The organism is Tenacibaculum geojense (assembly GCF_042676005.1).
In the GTDB taxonomy this organism is placed as follows: Bacteria; Bacteroidota; Bacteroidia; order Flavobacteriales; family Flavobacteriaceae; genus Polaribacter; species Polaribacter geojense.
The window spans coordinates 1-19,703 of record NZ_JBHTJR010000046.1 but is presented as its reverse complement, the minus strand read 5'-3'; the positions used below and the strand labels follow the sequence as shown (position 1 = coordinate 19,703).

Sequence of the window (19,703 nt, the reverse complement as noted above, 5' to 3'; positions counted from 1 at the left end):
AGTATCTTTTTAGTTAATTATTAAATTTATTTTTTGCCACAATTCATTATCAAAGTTAGATAGCGCAAAGTTATCTTCATTAGCAGCTTCCCCCATACGTATTACTACCAGTTTTTTACTGGGAACAACATATATTTTCTGATCATTTTTACCTAAAGCACAAAACATATCATCGGGAGCATTTGGAATTAATTTACCAGAAAATTCTTGTTGAGTTTGAGGTAAACGGTAACTGTTTTTTCCATTTAACCACCATAAATATCCGTAAGCTTCATTAATGTTTTGAGAAGTATTAGTTGCTTCATATATAAAGTTTTCTGATACTACTTGCGTATTTTCCCATTTTCCGTTGGCAGAAATTAGTAAACCAAAACGAGCCATACTTCGGGTGTTACTAAAATACACGCGTAAATCTCCTAAATTAGTCCATAATCCACTCATACCAATTCTATCTTTTAGTTTGGTATTAAAATAACTATCATAAGTACTATTACTAGCTTCAGCAATCACATCTTGTAGTTTTACATATACATTATGATACGCCCAACGAGTACCAGCATCTTCCAAATATTGTAAGTCTTGTGGTTCAATACTTTCTCCTAAAGAATCATCCAATCCAGAATTCATTGACAAAAGGTTTTTACACGTAATTAGATTTTCTTTTTCTAATGGAGCGTTGGTCCATCCTATGCCAATATAGTCAGATACCTTGTTGTTGATGTTTATAATGTTTTCATCTTATGCTATACCTGTAACTGTAGCTGTTAATGTTTTTCCAGCGCTTGCCCAATACCAAGAATCTGAGGCGGTATGGTTATTCATATAGCTTTCAATAACTATTTTTCCGTTGTACAGTATTATAAAACTTTTGGTATTTTTTTCTTCTAAATATGAAAGTAAAGGCTGTAGTTCATTCTCATTCCATCCAAGCTCTGATAAACTTTTAGATTCCCATATATCAGAATTAATAGGAGGGAAATAAACTTCATCATTATCAATATCATCTGTTACAGAATTATCAGTATCAGAAGTACAGTTTAAAAACAACGATAAACATATAAATACAAGTAAAGACTTAGGTTTCATGTGTTAATTTTATATTTTAAGACCTTAAAATATAATAAAGGTTTAATTAAAATGTATCTTTGCAGTCCAAATTTTTGATATGCGTACAAAAACAACAAAGCAAAACAAAATTAACGTAGTTACTTTAGGTTGCTCTAAAAATGTTTACGATAGTGAAGTGTTAATGGGACAGTTAAAAGCCAATGGTAAAAACGTAGTACATGAAGATGAGAATGACGATGGTAATATTGTTGTAATAAATACCTGTGGATTTATTGGTAAAGCAAAAGAAGAAAGTGTAGATACTATTTTACATTACGCACAAAGAAAAGAAGCAGGTGAGGTAGATAAAGTGTTTGTTACGGGGTGTTTAAGTGAACGTTATAAACCAGATTTAGAGGCCGAAATAACCAATGTAGATCAATATTTTGGTACTCATGATTTGCCTAATTTATTAAAGGTTTTAGAAGCAGATTATAAACATGAATTAATAGGAGAACGATTAACCACCACTCCTCAACACTATGCGTATCTAAAAATAGCAGAAGGTTGTGACAGACCTTGTTCTTTTTGTGCTATTCCTTTAATGCGTGGTAAGCATAAATCCACACCAATTGAGGATTTGGTTACCGAGGCACAAAAACTAGCCCAAAAAGGTATTAAAGAAATCATGTTAATTGCACAAGATTTAACCTATTACGGATTAGATATTTATAAAAAACGTGCGTTAGCAGATTTATTAAAAGAGTTAGTAAAGGTAGAAGGAATTGAGTGGATACGTTTGCATTATGCATTTCCAACTGGTTTTCCTATGGATGTGTTAGAGGTAATGAAAAACGAACCAAAAGTTTGTAATTATTTAGATATTCCTTTACAGCACATAAATACAGAGATTTTAAAATCAATGAAACGTGGTACTACGCATGAAAAAACCACAGCATTAATTCATAAATTTCGTGAAGCAGTTCCAGATATGGCTATTAGAACAACGTTGATTGTTGGATATCCAGGAGAAACGGAAGCGCAGTTTCAAGAGTTAAAAGATTGGGTGGAAGAAATGCGTTTCGAGCGTTTAGGAGCTTTTGAGTATTCACATGAAGAAAATACAGGTGCTTATGTTTTAGAGGATGATGTTCCTGCAGATGTAAAGTTCCGCCGTGTAAATGAAATAATGGAAGTACAAAGCCAAATTTCATGGGAGTTAAATCAACAAAAAATAGGAAAAACATTCAAATGTTTATTTGATAGAAAAGATGGTGAATATTACTATGGAAGAACAGAATTTGACTCACCCGATGTGGATAATGATGTTATAGTAGATGCTCGCGAGTATTACATTAAATTAGGCGAGTTTATAGACGTAGAAATTTTTGAAGCAGGTGATTTTGATTTATATGGTAAACCAACTGTTAAACAAGAAAAACCAGTTCCATTAAACCAAAGAAAAAAATAATTGTACAGGCCCTGCATTAGCAGGGTTTTTTGTTGATATTTGTATTCATGAAAAAAGCTTTTTTTAATTGGAGTTCAGGAAAAGACGCTGCGCTAGCATTGTATAAAATTCAACAACAAGAAGAATTTTTAATAACAACGTTATTAACTAATGTCAATAAAGATTACAAAAGAATATCTATGCATGGATTGCGAGAGTCTTTATTAGATGCTCAAGTTGCATCTTTAGATTTACCTCTTAAAAAGCTTTATTTTCCCGCAGATGTGAACATGGAGTTGTATAACTCAACAATGAAATCTCAAATGATGGAGTTTGTAGGAAATGAAGTTAAATATTCCATTTTTGGAGATATTTTTTTAGAAGATTTAAAAAATTATAGAGATAGTAAGTTAGCAGAGGTAGGTTTATCTGGTGTTTATCCTTTATGGAAACAAAATACTAAAAAAGTACTACAAGAATTTTTAGATTTAGGTTTTAAAGCTATTACAGTATGCGTAAATGCTAAATTACTTGGAAAAGAATTTGTAGGTAGGATTATAGATGAAGAGTTTGTAAAAGATTTACCCAATAATGTTGATGTTTGTGGTGAAAATGGTGAGTTTCACACTTTTGTATTTGATGGTCCTATTTTTAAACAACCAGTAAATTTTAAAATAGGTGAGAAGGTGTTAAAATCATATACATTACATGAAGATAAAGAAGAAAATTGCCATACAAGCTCAAAAAATGATACAGAAAACTATGATACTAGTTTTTGGTATTGTGATCTAATTTAGTTTTGTTTACTTTTTAATTGTTATTTGTAAACAAAATTTTTCTTTACATAGTATAAATTGCGTAAATTTACATGAAAGCACTTTTAAGTGTTTGATTTACAGTTTTTATTTCAATTTTAAATCTTAACTCATGAAAAATTTTATCAAACTATTACTAGTTTCATCTTTTTTCATTTTCGCAAGTTGCGGAAGCGATGATGATGACAATAACAACGGATCAGCAGTCGACTTTACAGGGAATGTGAAAATTTACACACTAGGGTCGGTAATTGAACCTTTAATAAGCGGAACTGCTACTTTTAGAGAAGTTTCAGATGGTTCAACAGTTGTAGAATTGCAATTACAAAACACACCTCCTGGAGGAAATCATCCAGCTCATATTCATTTTAATACTGCAATAGAGGGCGGAGGTATTGCTGTTTCATTAAATGCTGTAGATGGAAATACAGGAGAAAGTTCTACTTCTGTAAACGCACTAGATGATGGAACACCAATTACTTATGAACAATTATTAGATTTTAATGGCTATATAAATGTACATTTGAGTCAGCAAGATTTAGCTAGTATCGTAGCGCAGGGAGATATTGGGCAAAATGAATTAACAGGTGTTCGTAAAGTGTATACATTATCTGAAAAAGATGTGAATGGTATAAGTGGAACTGTTGAATTTGCGCAACGACTTAATAATTCAACACTAGTAACTATAGATTTAGATGGAACCCCAAGTGGAGGGTCACATCCAGCTCACATCCATCAAAATGATGCTTCTACAGGAGGAGATATTATTGTTGGGTTAAATCCAGTTAATGGAGATACCGGAATTAGCAAAACACAAGTTTCAAGTTTAGTTGGAGGAAGTTCTGTTAGTTATGATGATTTTCTTTCAATCAATGCATATGTTAATGTTCATTTAAGTGATCAAGACCTAGCTACTATTGTAGCCCAAGGTAATATTGGAGTAAATGAAAATTTACCTTTAGAGATAGAAGCTACTTATACAATAACAAATAATGGAACGGCTTCATACGTGTTTAATGGAGGAGGTTTTACTGATTCAGAAAACCCAGATATAACTTTAACTAGAGGTAAAACTTATGTTTTTGAAATGAATACACCAGGACATCCGTTCTATATTAATTCAGTTCAAGGTACGGGAACTTCAGGAGCTTTTAGTGATGGAGTTACTAACAATGGTTCAATATCTGGAAAAGTAATTTTTGAAGTTCCAGATAATGCTCCAAACACACTGTATTATAACTGTGAATTTCATACAGTTATGACTGGTACAATTAATATTATAGATTAAAAAAAGCGAGCCTAAGCTCGCTTTTTTTATATAACTTCTTTCTCTAACGCTATGTAATGCGTTGTTTTATTATTATATAAAGGGAAAACACGTAGTTCACATTTATATTCCGTTTTGTCTTTTCGATAATTAATTACAATATCTTTAAAAGGCTCTCCTTTTAATAACTTATTTCTAATTCTGCCTCTACTGCGTTCACTTGTCGCTTTTCCTTGAAGAAAACGAGGAGTTTTATTGATTGCAAACTCTTTTGAGTATCCAGTCATTTTTGAAAACCCATCATTTACCCAAATAATATTTTTGTCAGCATCGGTAATTACTAATGATTGGTATTTATGTTGTTTTAAAAGCTGGGATACATTAACATTCCATTTATAGTTGTTAGCTAAAGCTTTTACAGCATATAGATCTTTAATTTCATCACTCCCTTCAAATAAATCTTTAAGTCCCCAACTTAATAGTACAGTTTCTAACGAATCTTGTTTAGGTAGAGAAGATATTAATGAATTGTAATCTTCCGCGTTCAGATTAGATGTAAAAATGTCTAATCCTTTCATATTTAGTAAATTATATCTCATAACTTTTCAAAAATACGAAAAGAAAAAAAACTAAAAAAGTGGTTTTTGTTAAAGTTAGTGATTGATAATCAGTTGATAATGGTTTTTTCAGCTGCTTCTAAAACGCCCAAGGCGGCTTTTTCACCCGATAACATTGCAGCATTTAGGGATCCGTTTAACTGTAAATCTCCAGCTAAAAATATACTTTGCGTTAACTGAGTTTCTGATGGGTTTGACTCATATTGTAAATGGTTTATATCTGGTAAAGATTTAGGAATAAAATACATTTTTAAAAACTTAGATATTTTGATATTACAAAATAAATCAAGTTCAGTTGAAACTTTAATAATTAATTCTTCTTCAGATAGGTTTTGATTATCTACAACAGTAACAGAAATTATATGATTATTGTTGGGATTAGTTTGTAGCGAACTTGAGAAAACAATATTGTTTATAATGCTATTTTTATCAGGAACTAAACCAATCAAAGGTTTGTTTATATTTTTATGGTTTAGCTCAAAATATAAGTTATAACATGATTTCCAAGCAGTTTTTTGACTTTTTAAATTCGGAATTAAATCACTATGGTTAGCAGTAACTATTATGTAATCACCAGATAAAACATCTCCATTTTCAAGTGTAATTTTTTGATGAGACACTTCTTTAACTTTTGTGTTAAATAAAATGGTAGTGTTTTTAAGTTGTTGATGTAATTGTTTAGTAATTTCTCCGATTCCTTTTTTAGGAATTGCAGCTAAACCTTCACCAAACATTTTATAAACAAATTCAAACATTCTACTAGAAGTATTCAGTTTAGTTTCTAAAAAAATACCAGAGAAAAAAGGTTGGAAAAAATCATGAATTATATTTTCTGAAAATCCAAAGTCTTCTAAATAACTTAAAGTTGTTTGTTCTTTGGTTTTAAAAATATCATCTATAGATTTCTTTTTTAACAATCTGTTTAACTGTAATATTTTAAATTTATCTTTGATTGTACCAATACCAGAAAATAGGGTTGGAATAAGCAGTTGTAAGCTTCTGGTAGGATCTCCAATTACTTTTTGTGTTTTATTTTTAAAAATTACTGCTCCAGGTAAAAAATATGATAAATCTAGCTTTTTATAATCTAGATATTTTTGTGCAGCAGGATATGATGTTAGTAATACCTGAAAGCCACGATCCAAAATATAATCATTAACTATATCATTTTGCACTCGTCCTCCTACGGCATTATCCGCTTCAATTATTGTAGGAGATAATCCTTCTTTTTCAAGATTAATAGCAGCTATTAAACCACTTACACCAGCTCCAATTATATATACTTTTTGATTGTTTTTCATAGGTTACTATTATGAGGAAGCGTTAGAATCTTGATCAACTTTTTGCCAAATTTGATCTGTATTTAAATAAAAACTACCAATAAAATTAAAATTACATTGATTTGGAGCAATTATAGAAAGAAAATAATCATTGTTATCCCTTTTATACAAATGGTATACTTCACCAATAATTGGTTCAAAAGAGAAATTAGCATCAAAAATAAGTTTGTTATACTCAAACTCTTCCATCATTTTATCATATTCTGCTTTAAGTTCTAAAAATTTAGCTGATATTTTATGATTTACCTTGTTAATACTTCTATTTTTCCATGCAGCAGTATCTGTGGTTGTTATAACAGGCGCTCCTACAGAAGTAGCGTAAGGTTTTAAGGCAGCATCATATTTTTGTGTTTCTTCATTAAAAACTACATAATCAGGTTTTTTTTCAGTACTCATACTATGATTATTTATCTAATTGTTCAATTTTTTTCATTAATAAATCAGCTTCGTATATTTTATCATCACTAAGTTTTCTGTTAACTGAAGATAAACTGTGGGCTTCTTTTAAAAGTTTTTTGTGTTGTGCTAATAACTTTTCTTTAGGTGATTTTTTAGAAAATAAACCGAACATACGCTGATTTTTTTATGGTAAAATAATTACTATTTAATGCAAATATACAAAATGTTTAACGTTTTATGTTTTTGGATAAACAAAAAAAGGCACGATATATGATAACTCACTATTTTGATTTTTGATAGGCGAGCAATTGTATTTTATAAACTATTATTTTTATAATTGTTAAACCTTAGAAACCCCAAACTATTATAAATTAAGTAAGATGAAAAAAGTACTGTTATTACTACTTATTATTGGTGTACAAGTTAAAACACAATCTCAAACTTTAAAAGACTCAGTTAATGTGTTGTATAAAAATTATTTTACATTATTAAAAGATGCTAAAAAGCTGGATACTATAGTCTTAAAGGTAGATAATTTTGAGGAGTTAATGGCTTCTAACAATAAAAAAATTCAAGATTTAACCGATGCTGAATTATTTGGACTAAAAAAACAATTAGAGCAACGTAGAAAAAAAATTATTAATACAACAGAGTTTGTTTTTGCTGCAAACTCTAGTTTAAATGCTATTAAACAACTTGATGCTACTAGTGATTATTTAAATCAGATATCGAGTTTAAACAATCCAGATAACACTGATTTAGGTTTTTCATTATCAGAGGAAATAACTACAATTTTAGAGCAAAAAATTATAAAAGGTAACAAGAAAATTAACGGTGTTAAGAGCTCTAAATTTTTGTTATTTGTAGATAATATTATAAAGTCACCAATAACTCAAGCAATTTCTAATGCGATTCCGGTTGTAAGCTCAATAAAATCTGTAGTAGATTTGGTTATAGGAAATGCTTTGAAAGGAAAAGATGTTACAATAGACGATGTTGTTGCCTTTAAAAAGTCATTACAAGTATATTTAAAGCACTATGAAGGCTTGGCTAAAGCTCAGCTTGAGTTTGAACAAAACTTAGGGAATTTAGATGTACGAAAAGAAGGTTTGGTATTATTATTAACTCAATATACTTCGGAAAGAATACATACTTTAAATCCACAATTACAAATTAACAATGAAGACAAGCAAAGTTTAACTCAGTTAATAAATTCATATTATACCAAAGATAATGTGCAACAACAGGTTGATGCAATTATTAGCTTACAACCCTATAATTATAATCAGCATTTAGTAAATAATAAATTAGTTTATCCTACTTATGCGTTAAACCAAGCAAAGTTTATAAGAGATGAAGTGGAGGCATTGAGTAAAGAATATATATCAATCTTTACTGCTTATCAAGTGGCACTTCAAAAGGTATTGAATGACAGTAAAAGTATTGGTGATGTAACTAAAATAGAAAATAAATCACATGAATTGGAGCGAAAACTAAAGGATGTTAAAATAGCATTTAATGATAATTTGAACTTACACAAATTAAATACAACATTTAAAAATTTAATGTCTTACTAAACATAAAATCATAAAAGGAGGTGTTTTTACCTCCTTTTTTTATTTAAAATTTTTCGAATACTCCAAGTCCAAATAAGGCAAAATCATACTTTACTGGATCTTCAGGATTAAATTTTCGTAAAGACTCATCTAACTCTAGAATAGCTTTCCAATCATTTTGTTTACGAGTTAAAATACCTAGTTTTCTAGCCACATTACCTGTATGAACATCTAATGGACAGTGTAAATGAGCTGTTTTATGTTTTTTCCAAATACCAAAATCTACTCCTTTGTTGTTATTTCTAGTCATCCATCGTAGATACATGTTAATTCTTTTTGAGGCAGATCCTTTCACAGGGTCAGAAACATGTTTTTGAGTTCTTTTTAAGTGTGGAATTTCAAAAAAGATAGTTTTAAAATGATGAATAGCTGTTTTATAATTAGTTGATGCATCTTTAATTTGTAATGCTTCCTCAAGTCCTCCGTGATTTTGATAGATGTTTTTAAGCGATCTTACAAAGTGTTTTAAATCATCAGCATTAAAAGTTCTATGAACAAAACCATCAAAGTCATGTAAGTCACCTTCAGTATGATTACAAACAAAGTCATACGGACTATTGCCCATTAATGTAATTATTTTTTGGGCATTATTAATAATCATTTTTCTATTTCCCCATGCAATTGTAGCGGCTAAAAAACCTGCTATTTCAATATCTTCTTTTACAGAAAACTGATGAGGTATTTGAATAGGATCACTGCTTATAAAATCAGGATTTTCATAATAGGCAGCTTTTTCGTCTAAAAATTCTTTTAACTCGGTTTTTGTCATACTACATTAAATCTGCAGCAAATGTACCTAATATAAAGAAGGCATTGTAGGCTGCATGAAGTAAAATACTATATAATAATCCAAATTTTACTCTTATAAATCCTAAATAACCACCTAAAACGATTTGTGGAGCGACTAAAATAGGAGCAAAATATATTACATTGTTAGTAATTTCAAAATTTGATAAATGAACTAGTCCAAATGCTATTGTTAAAAAATAAAAACCAATTTTAAAGGCTAAAGGCTTTTTAAATAAAGTTAAAGGCGCTCTAAAAATAAGTTCTTCTATAATTGGTGCAGCTATAACAGCAAGTGCAAATACAGTTAGTTTAGAGGTTTTTTCCATTAATTCTTTCATGGCATGATTTTCCATATCAACCCAACCCATTTCTTGAATTAAACTTAAAATAGGACCAAAAAACATTCCTGTTAAAATGCTTAATATAAAAATGTGTAAAAAAACAGTAAACGTATTTGAATTACCGCTTTTATGTGTAAGTGATGGTTTTTTTATAAATGTTATTAATTCTCTAAAGGTAGTTTTCATAAAATTGCTTTACCATTAGTTGCTATTAACCCCAAAAAGTTACATTGTTGTTAATATTTAGCAGCACCAATATTTTGAGAACTATTTAAAATGAATGTTCTTAAATCATTATTAGCCTTTTGTAAATCTTCTTTTCTTAAATACATCATGTGTCCACTTCTGTATCCTTTAAAATGCATTCTATCTAAAAGTTTACCACTAGGGTCAATCTTACCAAGTGTGTATTTAGCAGCACTGTAAGTTGTAGCACCATCATAATAACCTGACTGAACCAAAACTTGTAAATACGGATTTTCAGCCATCGCTTTTCTTAAGTTTTCTCGAGAATTATTATTGGAGAAATCCCACGGATGTACTGGACCAAACATGTTATACTTAACATCTGTTTTAAATTGTAATTCATTTTGGATGTAATAATTAATAGCTGGTGTAAATGAATGTAACCAAGATACTAGTTCAGGACTATAATCTGGTTTTATCCCTGTTTCACGTCTGTCTAACCCTAAATATCTACTATCTAATCTACCAATTGTTTTTCCTTGAGAATCTCTTAATAATTCTTTCCAAAAATATGCTTTAGGAATTTCTAAATTATGTTTTAAAATAACCTCTTTTTTAATACCAGAATAGTAAGCCATTTGTGAAGCTATTTCCTCTTTTTCTTCATTTTTTATGTAACCACCTTTAGCAAGCGCAGGTAAAAGTTTGTTTACAGCAAAGTTTTCAGATTCAGGTAAAATATCTAACAAGTCTTTTTGCTGAAGTTTATTAGTTAATTGTTGATGGTACCATGCAGCTGCAGTAAAATATGGGAAGTTTATAGCATAGTCTTCAGAACTTTCTGTACGAAGTAGTTTATAATCTGCGGGAGAAACCATAATAACACCATTTAAATACATCCATTGTTTACTTTGTAACTCATGTGCTAATTGCATTACACGAGTTCCTCCATAACTTTCTCCAATAATATATTTAGGAGATTTCCATCTGTTATTTCTAGTAACAAACGTATTTAGCCAATCGGCTAAATACTTAGCATCCGCATTTACACCAAAAAAGTATTTTTTATCAACTTTTTCATCTTTAGTAGTAACTGGTCTTGAATAAGCTGTGTTAACTGGGTTTATAAAAACAATATCTGAAACATCTAAAATAGAGTATGGATTATCTTTTATCCCGTATGGTTGAATTGGATTTCCTTCATCATCAATTCGAAGTGTTTTTGGTCCGGTGTAGGCAATATGCATCCAAACAGAAGCTGAACCAGGACCACCATTAAAGGACATAACTATAGGTCTTGTTTGGCTATTACTAATGTTAGTTCTTTGATAGTAGGTATAAAATAAGGTCGCTTTAATATTACCATTACTATCAAATACAGGTTGTGTACCTGTTTGTGCTTTGTACGTTATTTTTTTTCCGTTAATAGTTGCAGTATGGTTAGTGGTTACAATAGTATCAACAGGTACTCTTTTGTCTTGTGAAAAAACGTGAAGAGATATTAATAGTACGATTAGTGAAAGTATTTTATTCATTATTGTAAGTTAGTTTATATAAAGTTTAACAGCACCAATACTTATAATAAATGCAATAACTGATAGAATAAATAAAAATACAATTAAAGCAGCAATTAAAAGAGAAGCTAATTTTTCATTTTTATCATGAAAAACTCTATAAATATACCATATTAAAGCGATATAAATTACAGGGTTAAAAATTAACGAATATTTAAAAGTTATAAGAGAAATACTGCCAAATATCAACGTAATATAACCCAGTATAAAAGAATTAATAGTAATATGTTCTGCTAAGTTATAACGTTTAAAAAATATTTTTGTAAGTATTGATAATGGTAAGATATTTAATATCCAAAAGAACTTAAAGTAATCTTTTATAAACTGTCCACCACTTGACCCTATTTTAAATGAAAGTTCTTCTCTAAAAGTTTTAATTTGTTCTTGAGTGGCAATATTATTTGGCTTTAAAACCGATTCAAGTATTAAATAAGCAGTAATAGATATTATTAAAAATGAAATAGGGTTAAATATTCCTTTTCGTTTTCCGTTTATATACTCTTGAACAATTACTTTAGGTTTTATAGTAAGGTTTTTAATATTATACAAAAAACCTTTATCCATATTAGTGATTGTAGTTAAAGAACTATGAATAGTTGACTTAAAAGTTATTTTTGGAGTACCACTCTTTTCACCACAGTTAGAGCAAAACTTGCCTGTTAATGATGATTTACAAGAAACACAAATCATGTAATAATATTTTAGGAACTAAAATTACATAAAATGATTTTAGTAAAACCTGTAAAGTTATACTACAATAACACCGTCTTTCATGGTTAGAGTTCTGTCAGCCATTTCAGCTAATTCTTTATTATGAGTTACTAACACAAAAGTTTGACCAAATTCATCACGTAGTTTAAAAAATAACTCATGTAAATTCTTTGCAGAAACAGAATCTAAGTTACCAGACGGTTCATCAGCAAAAATAACAGACGGATTATTAATTAACGCTCTTGCGACAGCAACTCGTTGTTGTTCCCCTCCAGATAATTGATTTGGTTTATGATTTTCTCTGTGTGACAAGCCTAAAAAAGCAAGTAATTCTTTAGCTCTTTTTTCAACTTCAGTTCTTTGTTTTCCTCCAATAAAAGCCGGGATACAAACATTTTCTAGTGCTGTAAACTCTGGTAATAATTGATGAAATTGAAAAATAAACCCAATATGTTCATTTCTAAATTTAGAAATCTCGTTATCAGGTAAATTTTTAATAGAAGTGTTATTGATTTTTAATTGAAAATCTGTGTTTTTCTCAGGTGTGTCTAGCGTACCTAAAATTTGAAGCAATGTTGTTTTACCAGCACCTGACGGTCCTACAATAGCAACAATCTCTCCTTTTTTTATATGAAGTTGCACACCTTTTAAAACGTCAACTTCACCATAACTTTTTTGTAAATTTTCGGCAATAATCATAAATAATAACTTCTAGAAACGAAAGTAAAAAAAAGAAACCAGTTTCATTTTACTGAAGCTGATTTCTTTAACAAATAGTAGTTAGATTTAATTAAAAAATGTTTTTTAATTGATTATAATCTATAAAATATACAAAACGAACCGAAAAAGTATGTTGCATATCTTCTTGAAATAAACGGTTGATGTTGCTAGCAAAACTAATATCTGCAGGTGCAAAATCTGTAGCTGGACTAATAGAATTTCTGTAAAAAGCAATCAATTGACTACCTGGCGCAAATTGCCAGATGTAGTTTAAATCTAAATTCCAACTATTAAAATTTACGTTATCTACACCTCCGTAAGAAGAATTAGTAGCTAAATCACCGTTGTTTTGTAATGTATAAAATCCGTTATCATCATATAAAACCTTACTCCAATTGTGTCTAAATGTAAGTGTTAAAGATGACTGTATTCCAAAACTATACTTTCCTGATATAGTATTGTTATAAGAGGTTCTGTCACGTTGACCAAAAATAATACTTTCATCATCTAGTTTATCAACATATCCTTGGTCATTATCAAACTGATTAAAGTTAAAACCGTAAATTATTGAAAACTTGTTGTTAAAACGGAACCTTGGAGAAAACCTGAATCCGTATCCATATTGTGGATTATCTTTAAAAAATTCATGATAAAAATTATAATCAACAGCAAATTTCTTTCTGTAATCTGTAGATCCCCAATGATTCATAAAAAATCGTTCTGGTCTTTTAAAGTAAATACCACTAGTTGTTCCTTGTCTTGGTTCAAAAAAATCTTTTCTTTCTGTTCCGTAATTTAAATTACCACCAAATCCAAAGCGTTTTTTTGTTTGTCCCCAAAAAGATAGTCCAGAACTAGTATGGGTATAAATACCAGAGTAATGTTGAAAATTAGAATTATACCACCAATTTATGCTATATTCATTAAAAATTCCTTTAGGTTGTAGCTGTCTGTAACCAAAATTAGCATAAACCCTTTGTTGGTCATTGGTAAATAAGATTCCCATATCATTTGGGTTAAAATCTTTGTTTTCAAAATTATAACCAACCTCCCAGCGCCAATTGCCTGCATGTTTACCTATACTTGTATCAAAAGTATAACCTGGTGTATCATCTAAAGGGTCGTCAGAAATATGCGTTGTTCTAAAAGAACCATCTATATTATAAGTGCTCTTTTTGTCTTCAACGTGCCAAAGTAATCCGGTGGCATTTGCGTCTCTAAATTTTCCGTCTCTAGTAACATTAGTATTGATTAATGTAAAAGATGAGTTTTGATTAAACTGTTGATCAAGTACTAAAATACTATAGTTAGCAAATGGTTCAGTAGTAAGTTCTCTACTTTCTCCGGTAATAGAATCTCTAGCAATTGCATTGGTTTGTTTTGTTATAGCATTAAATACTCCAACACCTAATCCTTTTTTTGTTCTTCCAGATACTTTTACCGCATTTAACATATCAACTTTACCAGGATACTCTACAATTTCTTCATTTTCATTCAATTGATTTTCTACATCAAATTGATCGGTTGGTCTCGAACCGATTCTTCTAGAATAAAAAAGATTACCTTTTGTAAATAGCTCTGTTCCTTCTGTAAAAAACTGGCGTTGTTCAGCAAACTGCTGTTCAAAAGGTCCTAAATTTAACTGAACATCATCAAAACCTACTTGACTAAAATCGGGTATTAACGTAGCATCTAGTGTAAAATTTTCTGAAAGCCCATATTTTACATCCATTCCAACACTCCAGTCAAATTCAGTTTCTCCTTTGTATGTTCTGGTAGTTGCAGATGCATAAGGATATAAATTTAATCGAGTAGGAGGAGTAATATTGGTAAAGTTTTCAATTAAACCATCGTATTGAGTCCATGTACCCTGGGTATTATCAATAAAATTCCAAGTAAAATCAGAGTTTAAATATTCAACTTTTCTAATAAAATTAAACCCCCAAGATTGTACATTGGCATTTGCAAAACGTAAAGCTCTGTATGGAATTTTAATCTCAGCAACCCATCCTTTATCAGTAATTTTTGCATTACTAGCCCAAACAGCGCTCCAGTTAAAATCTTCGTTACCATTAGATATTTTAGCATCTAATTGATTTCCGGTAGATTGTACAATAAACTCAAAAGGGTTTTGGCCATCATCATTAGGGTTTATCATCACCACAAAGAAATCAGCTTGTCCAAAATTATCTCTGTTAGAAAACTCTCTTAAAATAGTGTTGGGTTTTGGATCATGCATTACTGCACTTATATATATGGCAGCATCATCATAAACAACTTTTACTTCTGTTTCATAACCTTTTGGTAGTTTATTACCATTTGTTGGTCTGAATTCTATAAAATTATCAAGTATAGGAGCATTTTTCCATGCATCATCATTAACTTTTGCATCAATTTTAGGTGGTTTGGTAACCCTTGTAGCTGGTGATTTTTTTCTGTTTTGATTAATTTGTGCTGTGGTAGAAACACATATTAGACAGATAAAACTTAATAAAGATAAAGGTTTTAGCATAGTTGATTGTTTGCGGCGCTAATATATTTATATGCGCACTACTTAATTCTTAAATTCATGTTAATTATCCTAAGGACATCTTAACATTTCCAATGTGACACCCTTAACATATTTTTAACTATTTATATAAAGAATTAAACAAAAACATAGGACAACAATTTTTTAATGTGTAAAAACTGTGTAGTTACAATTGAATTTGTATTTTTGTTGGACTTTAAAAACATTCTTATCTAATGAACTTACACGAATATCAAGGTAAAGAAATTTTAAGCAGTTTTGGCGTTAGAGTACAACGCGGAACTGTTGCAGATACTCCAGAAAAAGCTGTTGAAGTAGCAAAACAACTTACAGAAGAAACAGGAACAGGTTGGCACGTAATTAAAGCTCAAATCCATGCAGGAGGACGTGGAAAAGGTGGTGGTGTTAAGTTAGCAAAAAACTTAGATGAGGTAAAAAGCATATCTAATGATATTTTAGGTATGATGTTAATTACGCCTCAAACACCAGCTGAGGGTAAATTAGTAAACCAAGTATTAATTGCTGAGGATGTTTACTACCCAGGTGATAGCGAGCCAAACGAATTTTATATGTCGGTTTTATTAAACCGTGGAACAGGTAGAAACATGATTATGTATTCTACAGAAGGAGGTATGGATATTGAAGCAGTAGCTGAAGAAACTCCACACTTAATTTTTACAGAAGAAATAGATCCTGCAACAGGATTATTACCATTCCAAGCTCGTAAAATTGCTTTTAATTTAGGTTTAAGCGGGGCTGCATTAAAAGAAATGGTAAAATTTGTTACTGCTTTATATACAGCATATGTAAAGTCAGATTCATCTTTATTTGAAATTAACCCAGTATTAAAAACATCTGATGATAAAATTTTAGCAGTAGATGCTAAAGTTACCTTAGATGAGAATGCTTTATATCGTCACAAAGATTATGCAGCAATGCGTGATTTACGTGAAGAAAACCCTATAGAGGTTGAAGCTAAAGCTGCAGGATTAAATTATGTAGATTTAGATGGTAACGTTGGATGTATGGTAAACGGAGCTGGTTTAGCAATGGGAACTATGGATTTAATTAAACAAGCAGGTGGTGATCCAGCAAACTTTTTAGATGTTGGTGGTACTGCAGATGCACAACGTGTAGAAACTGCTTTTGGAATTATTTTAAAAGATCCTAATGTAAAAGCAATTTTAGTTAACATTTTTGGAGGTATCGTTCGTTGTGATCGTGTAGCTCAAGGTGTTGTAGATGCGTATAAAAATATGGGTGACAAAATTAATGTGCCTATCATTTGTCGTTTACAAGGAACTAATGCAAAAGAAGCAAAAGAATTAATTGATAATAGTGGAATGGAAATTATCTCAGCTACTGAGTTCCAAGAAGCGGCAGACAAAGTGCAAGAAGTTTTAAGCGCTTAAGTTTGTTATTAATTCTTAGTTAGATATTAAAAGCCTCACTGAAAAGTGAGGCTTTTTTATTACGCTATTTTTTAAAAGTAAATTTAAGGTTAGCTAAAGTTGTTTTAATAGTAAAAAACATTTGGGAGAAAATGACTAATTAGCATGTTTTAGTAATTTTTATGATGGAATAATTAATGTTTTAACACTTTTTTTAATAAGATGCTTGGTGTTTTATAAGGTGTTGTTTTTAAGTAGGTTACCCTAGTGTTATGGCCTTAACTAAAATTAACAACTTCTATAATATAAGTATGTTTTTTTGGTAAAATTATGGTAACATAAAAGCTTCAAAGTGAGCGTATTTTTGTAACGGATTTGCAAATCAATGATACCGAATAACGAAAAAAGTTAAGGTTTAATATTTATAACAAAAACACAACACAAAAATTTGTCTTTTAGACATCAAAAACAAACACTATGAAATCAATTAAATTAGTTTTGGTAACTTTCTTTGTAATTGCTAGTCAAACGTTATTAGCAGTAAACAATTCAGACGACAGAACTCCTGCTGAAGCAATAGCTTACAGTATTCAAAAATTACTAAAGAATCCAAGTTTTATAGTTGAGGAAAACATGGATGTAACGGTTAAATTAACAGTTAACAAACAAAATGAGATTGTAATTTTATCTGTAGATTCAAAAAAGAATAACTTAATGGTTGAAAACTTTGTGAAAAACAGATTGAATTATAAAAGAATTGATGGTAAGCCTGTACAAGCAAAAGTGTATACTTTACCATTAAAAATAGTGCCTACAAAATAAGCTTTTTATTATTTAGTAACTGAAAGCTCTCATTTATTAAAAATGAGAGCTTTTTTTATAAGTTTTTTTGGAGTATCTCAATTTCATCTCTCAATTGTGCGGCAGCTAAAAAGTCTAAAGCTTTGGCAGCTTCTTCCATTTGTTTTCTTTTTTGACGAATTCTTTTTTCAATTTCAGCTTTTGGTAAATATTCTAAATCTTGTTCAGCTGCTTTTTGAGTAGCGTTATCATAATGATAAGAAGTTGTAGCATTTTTTGATAACGTATTATCTATTTTCTTGTTAATTTGTTTAGGCACAATACCATTTTTTGTATTGTAATTAACCTGTTTTAAACGTCTTCTTTCTGTTTCATCAATGGTTTGTTGCATACTGTTGGTAACTTTATCAGCATACATAATTGCTTTACCATTAACGTTTCTTGCAGCACGACCAACGGTTTGAGTTAACGATCTGTGGGATCTTAAAAAGCCTTCTTTATCTGCATCTAAAATAGCTACAAGTGAAACCTCAGGAAGATCGAGTCCTTCACGTAATAGATTTACCCCAATAAGTACATCAAATAAACCTTTTCTAAGATCTTGCATTATTTCTACTCGTTCTAAAGTATCAACATCAGAATGTATATAGCGGCATCTAATTTGAATTCTAGTTAAATATTTAGCTAATTCTTCTGCCATTCTTTTTGTTAAAGTAGTTACTAATGTTCTTTCATCTTTTTCTACTCTAACTTGAATTTCTTCTACTAAATCATCTATTTGATTTAAACTAGGACGAACTTCTATTTCTGGATCTAATAAACCTGTTGGTCTGATTACTTGTTCTATAAATACACCTTCAGATTTTTGAAGTTCATAGTCAGCAGGTGTTGCTGTTACGTAAATAACTTGATTTTGTAGTGTTTCAAACTCTTCAAATTTTAAAGGTCTGTTGTCCATAGCAGCTGGAAGCCTAAATCCATATTCAACTAAATTTTCTTTTCTACTTCTATCACCACCATACATTGCGTGAACTTGTGGTATGGTAACATGACTTTCATCAATAATCATTAAATAGTCTTCAGGAAAATAGTCAAGTAAACAGAAAGGGCGAGTTCCAGCTTCTCTTCCATCTAAATAACGAGAGTAATTCTCAATACCAGAACAATAACCCAGTTCACGAATCATTTCTAAGTCAAATTCGGTTCTTTCTTTTAACCGTTTGGCTTCAAGGTGTTTTCCAATTTCATTAAAATAATCAACTTGTTTAACCATGTCATCTTGTATTTGATGAATAGCATTTTGTAGCACATCTGGAGAGGTTACAAATAGATTTGCCGGATAAATAGTTAGATTTTCTAATCGTGATATTATTTGGTTATTTTCTATATCAAAAGTTTCAATTTCATCTATATCATCTCCAAAAAAATGTACTTTATAACCACTATCACCGTAAGATGGATAGATTGTTATTACATCTCCTTTAACTTTAAAAGTACCACTTTTAATTTCGGTTTCTGTTCTGGCATATAAGCTAGTAACTAATTGATGTAAAAATTTAGTTCTGGTTATTTGTTGCCCCACTTCAATAGGAATAACATTCTTTTTAAATTCATTGGGGTTACCAATACCATATAAACAAGAAACGGAAGCAACTACAAGTACATCTCTTCGTCCAGATAAAAGTGAAGAAGAAGTGCTGATTCTAAGTCTTTCAATTTCATCATTAATAGATAAATCTTTTTCAATATAAGTTCCGGTTACTGGAATGTAGGCTTCAGGTTGATAGTAGTCATAATAGGAAACAAAATATTCAACAGCGTTATTTGGGAAAAACTGTTTAAATTCGGAATACAATTGAGCTGCTAATGTTTTATTGTGTGCAAGAACTAAAGTAGGTCTTTGTAGGTCAGCCACAACATTAGCAACCGTAAAAGTTTTACCAGATCCAGTGACACCAAGTAATGTTTGGTATTTCTCTTCGGAATTAATTCCGTTTACTAATTGTTTTATTGCTTGAGGTTGATCTCCAGTAGGTTTAAACTCCGATTTTATTTGAAATTTCATAATACAAAAATACGGATAGTTGAAAGAATAACTATCCGTATTTA

General features: G+C 30.2%; 19 protein-coding genes. 6 read left to right on the top strand and 13 right to left on the bottom strand.

Annotation, left to right across the window (positions count from 1 at the left end; genetic code table 11):
• Positions 1 to 9 precede the first annotated feature (9 nt).
• A complete protein-coding gene (locus ACFQ1U_RS09160; RefSeq protein ID WP_386107595.1) occupies positions 10 to 726 on the bottom strand; it encodes a serine hydrolase domain-containing protein in 717 nt (238 codons plus the stop codon).
• A 12-nt stretch (positions 727 to 738) separates the two neighbouring features.
• On the bottom strand, positions 739 to 1,086 hold the full coding sequence (locus tag ACFQ1U_RS09155) for a hypothetical protein (protein WP_386107566.1): 348 nt from the start codon (positions 1,084 to 1,086) through the stop codon (positions 739 to 741).
• Positions 1,087 to 1,165: 79 nt separating this feature from the next.
• On the opposite strand from ACFQ1U_RS09155, the gene rimO reads away from it, so the two are divergent.
• The 3 genes from rimO to ACFQ1U_RS09140 all read left to right on the top strand — a co-directional run bounded on the left by rimO (position 1,166) and on the right by ACFQ1U_RS09140 (position 4,600).
• Positions 1,166 to 2,518 (top strand): 30S ribosomal protein S12 methylthiotransferase RimO, encoded by a 1,353-nt coding sequence (gene rimO, locus ACFQ1U_RS09150; protein WP_386107564.1) that lies wholly within the window; start codon positions 1,166 to 1,168, stop codon positions 2,516 to 2,518.
• Between the two features lie 47 nt (positions 2,519 to 2,565).
• Entirely contained in the window at positions 2,566 to 3,294 is a 729-nt protein-coding gene (locus ACFQ1U_RS09145) for a Dph6-related ATP pyrophosphatase (protein WP_386107562.1), read from the top strand.
• A gap of 130 nt (positions 3,295 to 3,424) precedes the next feature.
• A complete protein-coding gene (locus ACFQ1U_RS09140; RefSeq protein WP_386107560.1) occupies positions 3,425 to 4,600 on the top strand; it encodes a hypothetical protein in 1,176 nt (391 codons plus the stop codon).
• Positions 4,601 to 4,626: 26 nt separating this feature from the next.
• Here the strand turns inward: ACFQ1U_RS09140 and ACFQ1U_RS09135 are convergent, their stop codons facing one another.
• The 4 genes from ACFQ1U_RS09135 to ACFQ1U_RS09120 form a co-directional block, all read right to left on the bottom strand.
• On the bottom strand, positions 4,627 to 5,157 hold the full coding sequence (locus tag ACFQ1U_RS09135; protein ID WP_386107558.1) for a PAS domain-containing protein: 531 nt from the start codon (positions 5,155 to 5,157) through the stop codon (positions 4,627 to 4,629).
• 89 nt (positions 5,158 to 5,246) lie between these two features.
• A complete protein-coding gene (locus ACFQ1U_RS09130; RefSeq protein WP_386107556.1) occupies positions 5,247 to 6,497 on the bottom strand; it encodes an NAD(P)/FAD-dependent oxidoreductase in 1,251 nt (416 codons plus the stop codon).
• A gap of 9 nt (positions 6,498 to 6,506) precedes the next feature.
• Positions 6,507 to 6,932 (bottom strand): DUF2452 domain-containing protein, encoded by a 426-nt coding sequence (locus ACFQ1U_RS09125; protein ID WP_386107554.1) that lies wholly within the window; start codon positions 6,930 to 6,932, stop codon positions 6,507 to 6,509.
• Between the two features lie 7 nt (positions 6,933 to 6,939).
• The gene (locus tag ACFQ1U_RS09120; RefSeq protein WP_386107552.1) at positions 6,940 to 7,107 is read right to left on the bottom strand and encodes a Lacal_2735 family protein; all 168 of its coding nucleotides are present in this window, start codon (positions 7,105 to 7,107) and stop codon (positions 6,940 to 6,942) included.
• 208 nt (positions 7,108 to 7,315) lie between these two features.
• On the opposite strand from ACFQ1U_RS09120, the gene ACFQ1U_RS09115 reads away from it, so the two are divergent.
• A complete protein-coding gene (locus tag ACFQ1U_RS09115) occupies positions 7,316 to 8,512 on the top strand; it encodes a hypothetical protein (protein ID WP_386107550.1) in 1,197 nt (398 codons plus the stop codon).
• Between the two features lie 43 nt (positions 8,513 to 8,555).
• On the opposite strand, the gene ACFQ1U_RS09110 is transcribed toward ACFQ1U_RS09115, so the two are convergent.
• From ACFQ1U_RS09110 to ACFQ1U_RS09085, 6 genes are all read right to left on the bottom strand, one after another.
• Positions 8,556 to 9,320 carry a TIGR02757 family protein gene (locus tag ACFQ1U_RS09110; RefSeq protein WP_386107548.1) on the bottom strand — a complete coding sequence of 255 codons (765 nt, stop codon included), beginning with the start codon at positions 9,318 to 9,320 and terminating at the stop codon, positions 8,556 to 8,558.
• A 1-nt stretch (position 9,321) separates the two neighbouring features.
• Positions 9,322 to 9,867 (bottom strand): CPBP family intramembrane glutamic endopeptidase, encoded by a 546-nt coding sequence (locus ACFQ1U_RS09105; protein WP_386107546.1) that lies wholly within the window; start codon positions 9,865 to 9,867, stop codon positions 9,322 to 9,324.
• A gap of 50 nt (positions 9,868 to 9,917) precedes the next feature.
• Complete coding sequence (locus tag ACFQ1U_RS09100) at positions 9,918 to 11,402, bottom strand: S10 family peptidase (protein ID WP_386107544.1); 1,485 nt, start codon at positions 11,400 to 11,402, stop codon at positions 9,918 to 9,920.
• Between the two features lie 9 nt (positions 11,403 to 11,411).
• The gene (locus ACFQ1U_RS09095; RefSeq protein ID WP_386107542.1) at positions 11,412 to 12,131 is read right to left on the bottom strand and encodes a DUF3667 domain-containing protein; all 720 of its coding nucleotides are present in this window, start codon (positions 12,129 to 12,131) and stop codon (positions 11,412 to 11,414) included.
• Positions 12,132 to 12,188: 57 nt separating this feature from the next.
• Positions 12,189 to 12,851: an ABC transporter ATP-binding protein gene (locus tag ACFQ1U_RS09090; protein ID WP_386107540.1), complete on the bottom strand. Its 663-nt coding sequence runs from the start codon at positions 12,849 to 12,851 to the stop codon at positions 12,189 to 12,191.
• Positions 12,852 to 12,942: 91 nt separating this feature from the next.
• On the bottom strand, positions 12,943 to 15,384 hold the full coding sequence (locus ACFQ1U_RS09085) for a DUF5916 domain-containing protein (RefSeq protein ID WP_386107538.1): 2,442 nt from the start codon (positions 15,382 to 15,384) through the stop codon (positions 12,943 to 12,945).
• 233 nt (positions 15,385 to 15,617) lie between these two features.
• Here ACFQ1U_RS09085 and sucC point away from each other — a divergent pair, with 233 nt between their 5' ends.
• Together sucC and ACFQ1U_RS09075 are read left to right on the top strand one after the other, a co-directional pair.
• Positions 15,618 to 16,814 (top strand): ADP-forming succinate--CoA ligase subunit beta, encoded by a 1,197-nt coding sequence (sucC, locus tag ACFQ1U_RS09080; protein WP_386107536.1) that lies wholly within the window; start codon positions 15,618 to 15,620, stop codon positions 16,812 to 16,814.
• Positions 16,815 to 17,270: 456 nt separating this feature from the next.
• Positions 17,271 to 17,615, top strand: coding sequence for a hypothetical protein (locus tag ACFQ1U_RS09075; protein WP_386107534.1), 345 nt, complete (start codon positions 17,271 to 17,273; stop codon positions 17,613 to 17,615).
• Between the two features lie 55 nt (positions 17,616 to 17,670).
• Here ACFQ1U_RS09075 and uvrB read toward each other — a convergent pair whose 3' ends face one another.
• Entirely contained in the window at positions 17,671 to 19,659 is a 1,989-nt protein-coding gene (uvrB, locus tag ACFQ1U_RS09070) for an excinuclease ABC subunit UvrB (protein WP_386107593.1), read from the bottom strand.
• Positions 19,660 to 19,703: the final 44 nt, after the last annotated feature.

Bases quoted from the DNA above. Each gene is read 5' to 3' on its own strand.
- ACFQ1U_RS09110 (WP_386107548.1), bottom strand. From the start codon at position 9,320: ATGACAAAAACCGAGTTAAAAGAATTTTTAGACGAAAAAGCTGCCTAT.
- ACFQ1U_RS09135 (WP_386107558.1), bottom strand. From the start codon at position 5,157: ATGAAAGGATTAGACATTTTTACATCTAATCTGAACGCGGAAGATTAC.
- ACFQ1U_RS09095 (WP_386107542.1), bottom strand. From the start codon at position 12,131: ATGATTTGTGTTTCTTGTAAATCATCATTAACAGGCAAGTTTTGCTCT.
- ACFQ1U_RS09100 (WP_386107544.1), bottom strand. From the start codon at position 11,402: ATGAATAAAATACTTTCACTAATCGTACTATTAATATCTCTTCACGTT.
- ACFQ1U_RS09140 (WP_386107560.1), top strand. From the start codon at position 3,425: ATGAAAAATTTTATCAAACTATTACTAGTTTCATCTTTTTTCATTTTC.
- ACFQ1U_RS09145 (WP_386107562.1), top strand. From the start codon at position 2,566: ATGAAAAAAGCTTTTTTTAATTGGAGTTCAGGAAAAGACGCTGCGCTA.
- ACFQ1U_RS09085 (WP_386107538.1), bottom strand. From the start codon at position 15,384: ATGCTAAAACCTTTATCTTTATTAAGTTTTATCTGTCTAATATGTGTT.
- ACFQ1U_RS09130 (WP_386107556.1), bottom strand. From the start codon at position 6,497: ATGAAAAACAATCAAAAAGTATATATAATTGGAGCTGGTGTAAGTGGT.
- ACFQ1U_RS09120 (WP_386107552.1), bottom strand. From the start codon at position 7,107: ATGTTCGGTTTATTTTCTAAAAAATCACCTAAAGAAAAGTTATTAGCA.
- ACFQ1U_RS09090 (WP_386107540.1), bottom strand. From the start codon at position 12,851: ATGATTATTGCCGAAAATTTACAAAAAAGTTATGGTGAAGTTGACGTT.
- ACFQ1U_RS09155 (WP_386107566.1), bottom strand. From the start codon at position 1,086: ATGAAACCTAAGTCTTTACTTGTATTTATATGTTTATCGTTGTTTTTA.
- ACFQ1U_RS09075 (WP_386107534.1), top strand. From the start codon at position 17,271: ATGAAATCAATTAAATTAGTTTTGGTAACTTTCTTTGTAATTGCTAGT.
- sucC (WP_386107536.1), top strand. From the start codon at position 15,618: ATGAACTTACACGAATATCAAGGTAAAGAAATTTTAAGCAGTTTTGGC.
- rimO (WP_386107564.1), top strand. From the start codon at position 1,166: ATGCGTACAAAAACAACAAAGCAAAACAAAATTAACGTAGTTACTTTA.
- ACFQ1U_RS09115 (WP_386107550.1), top strand. From the start codon at position 7,316: ATGAAAAAAGTACTGTTATTACTACTTATTATTGGTGTACAAGTTAAA.
- uvrB (WP_386107593.1), bottom strand. From the start codon at position 19,659: ATGAAATTTCAAATAAAATCGGAGTTTAAACCTACTGGAGATCAACCT.
- ACFQ1U_RS09125 (WP_386107554.1), bottom strand. From the start codon at position 6,932: ATGAGTACTGAAAAAAAACCTGATTATGTAGTTTTTAATGAAGAAACA.
- ACFQ1U_RS09105 (WP_386107546.1), bottom strand. From the start codon at position 9,867: ATGAAAACTACCTTTAGAGAATTAATAACATTTATAAAAAAACCATCA.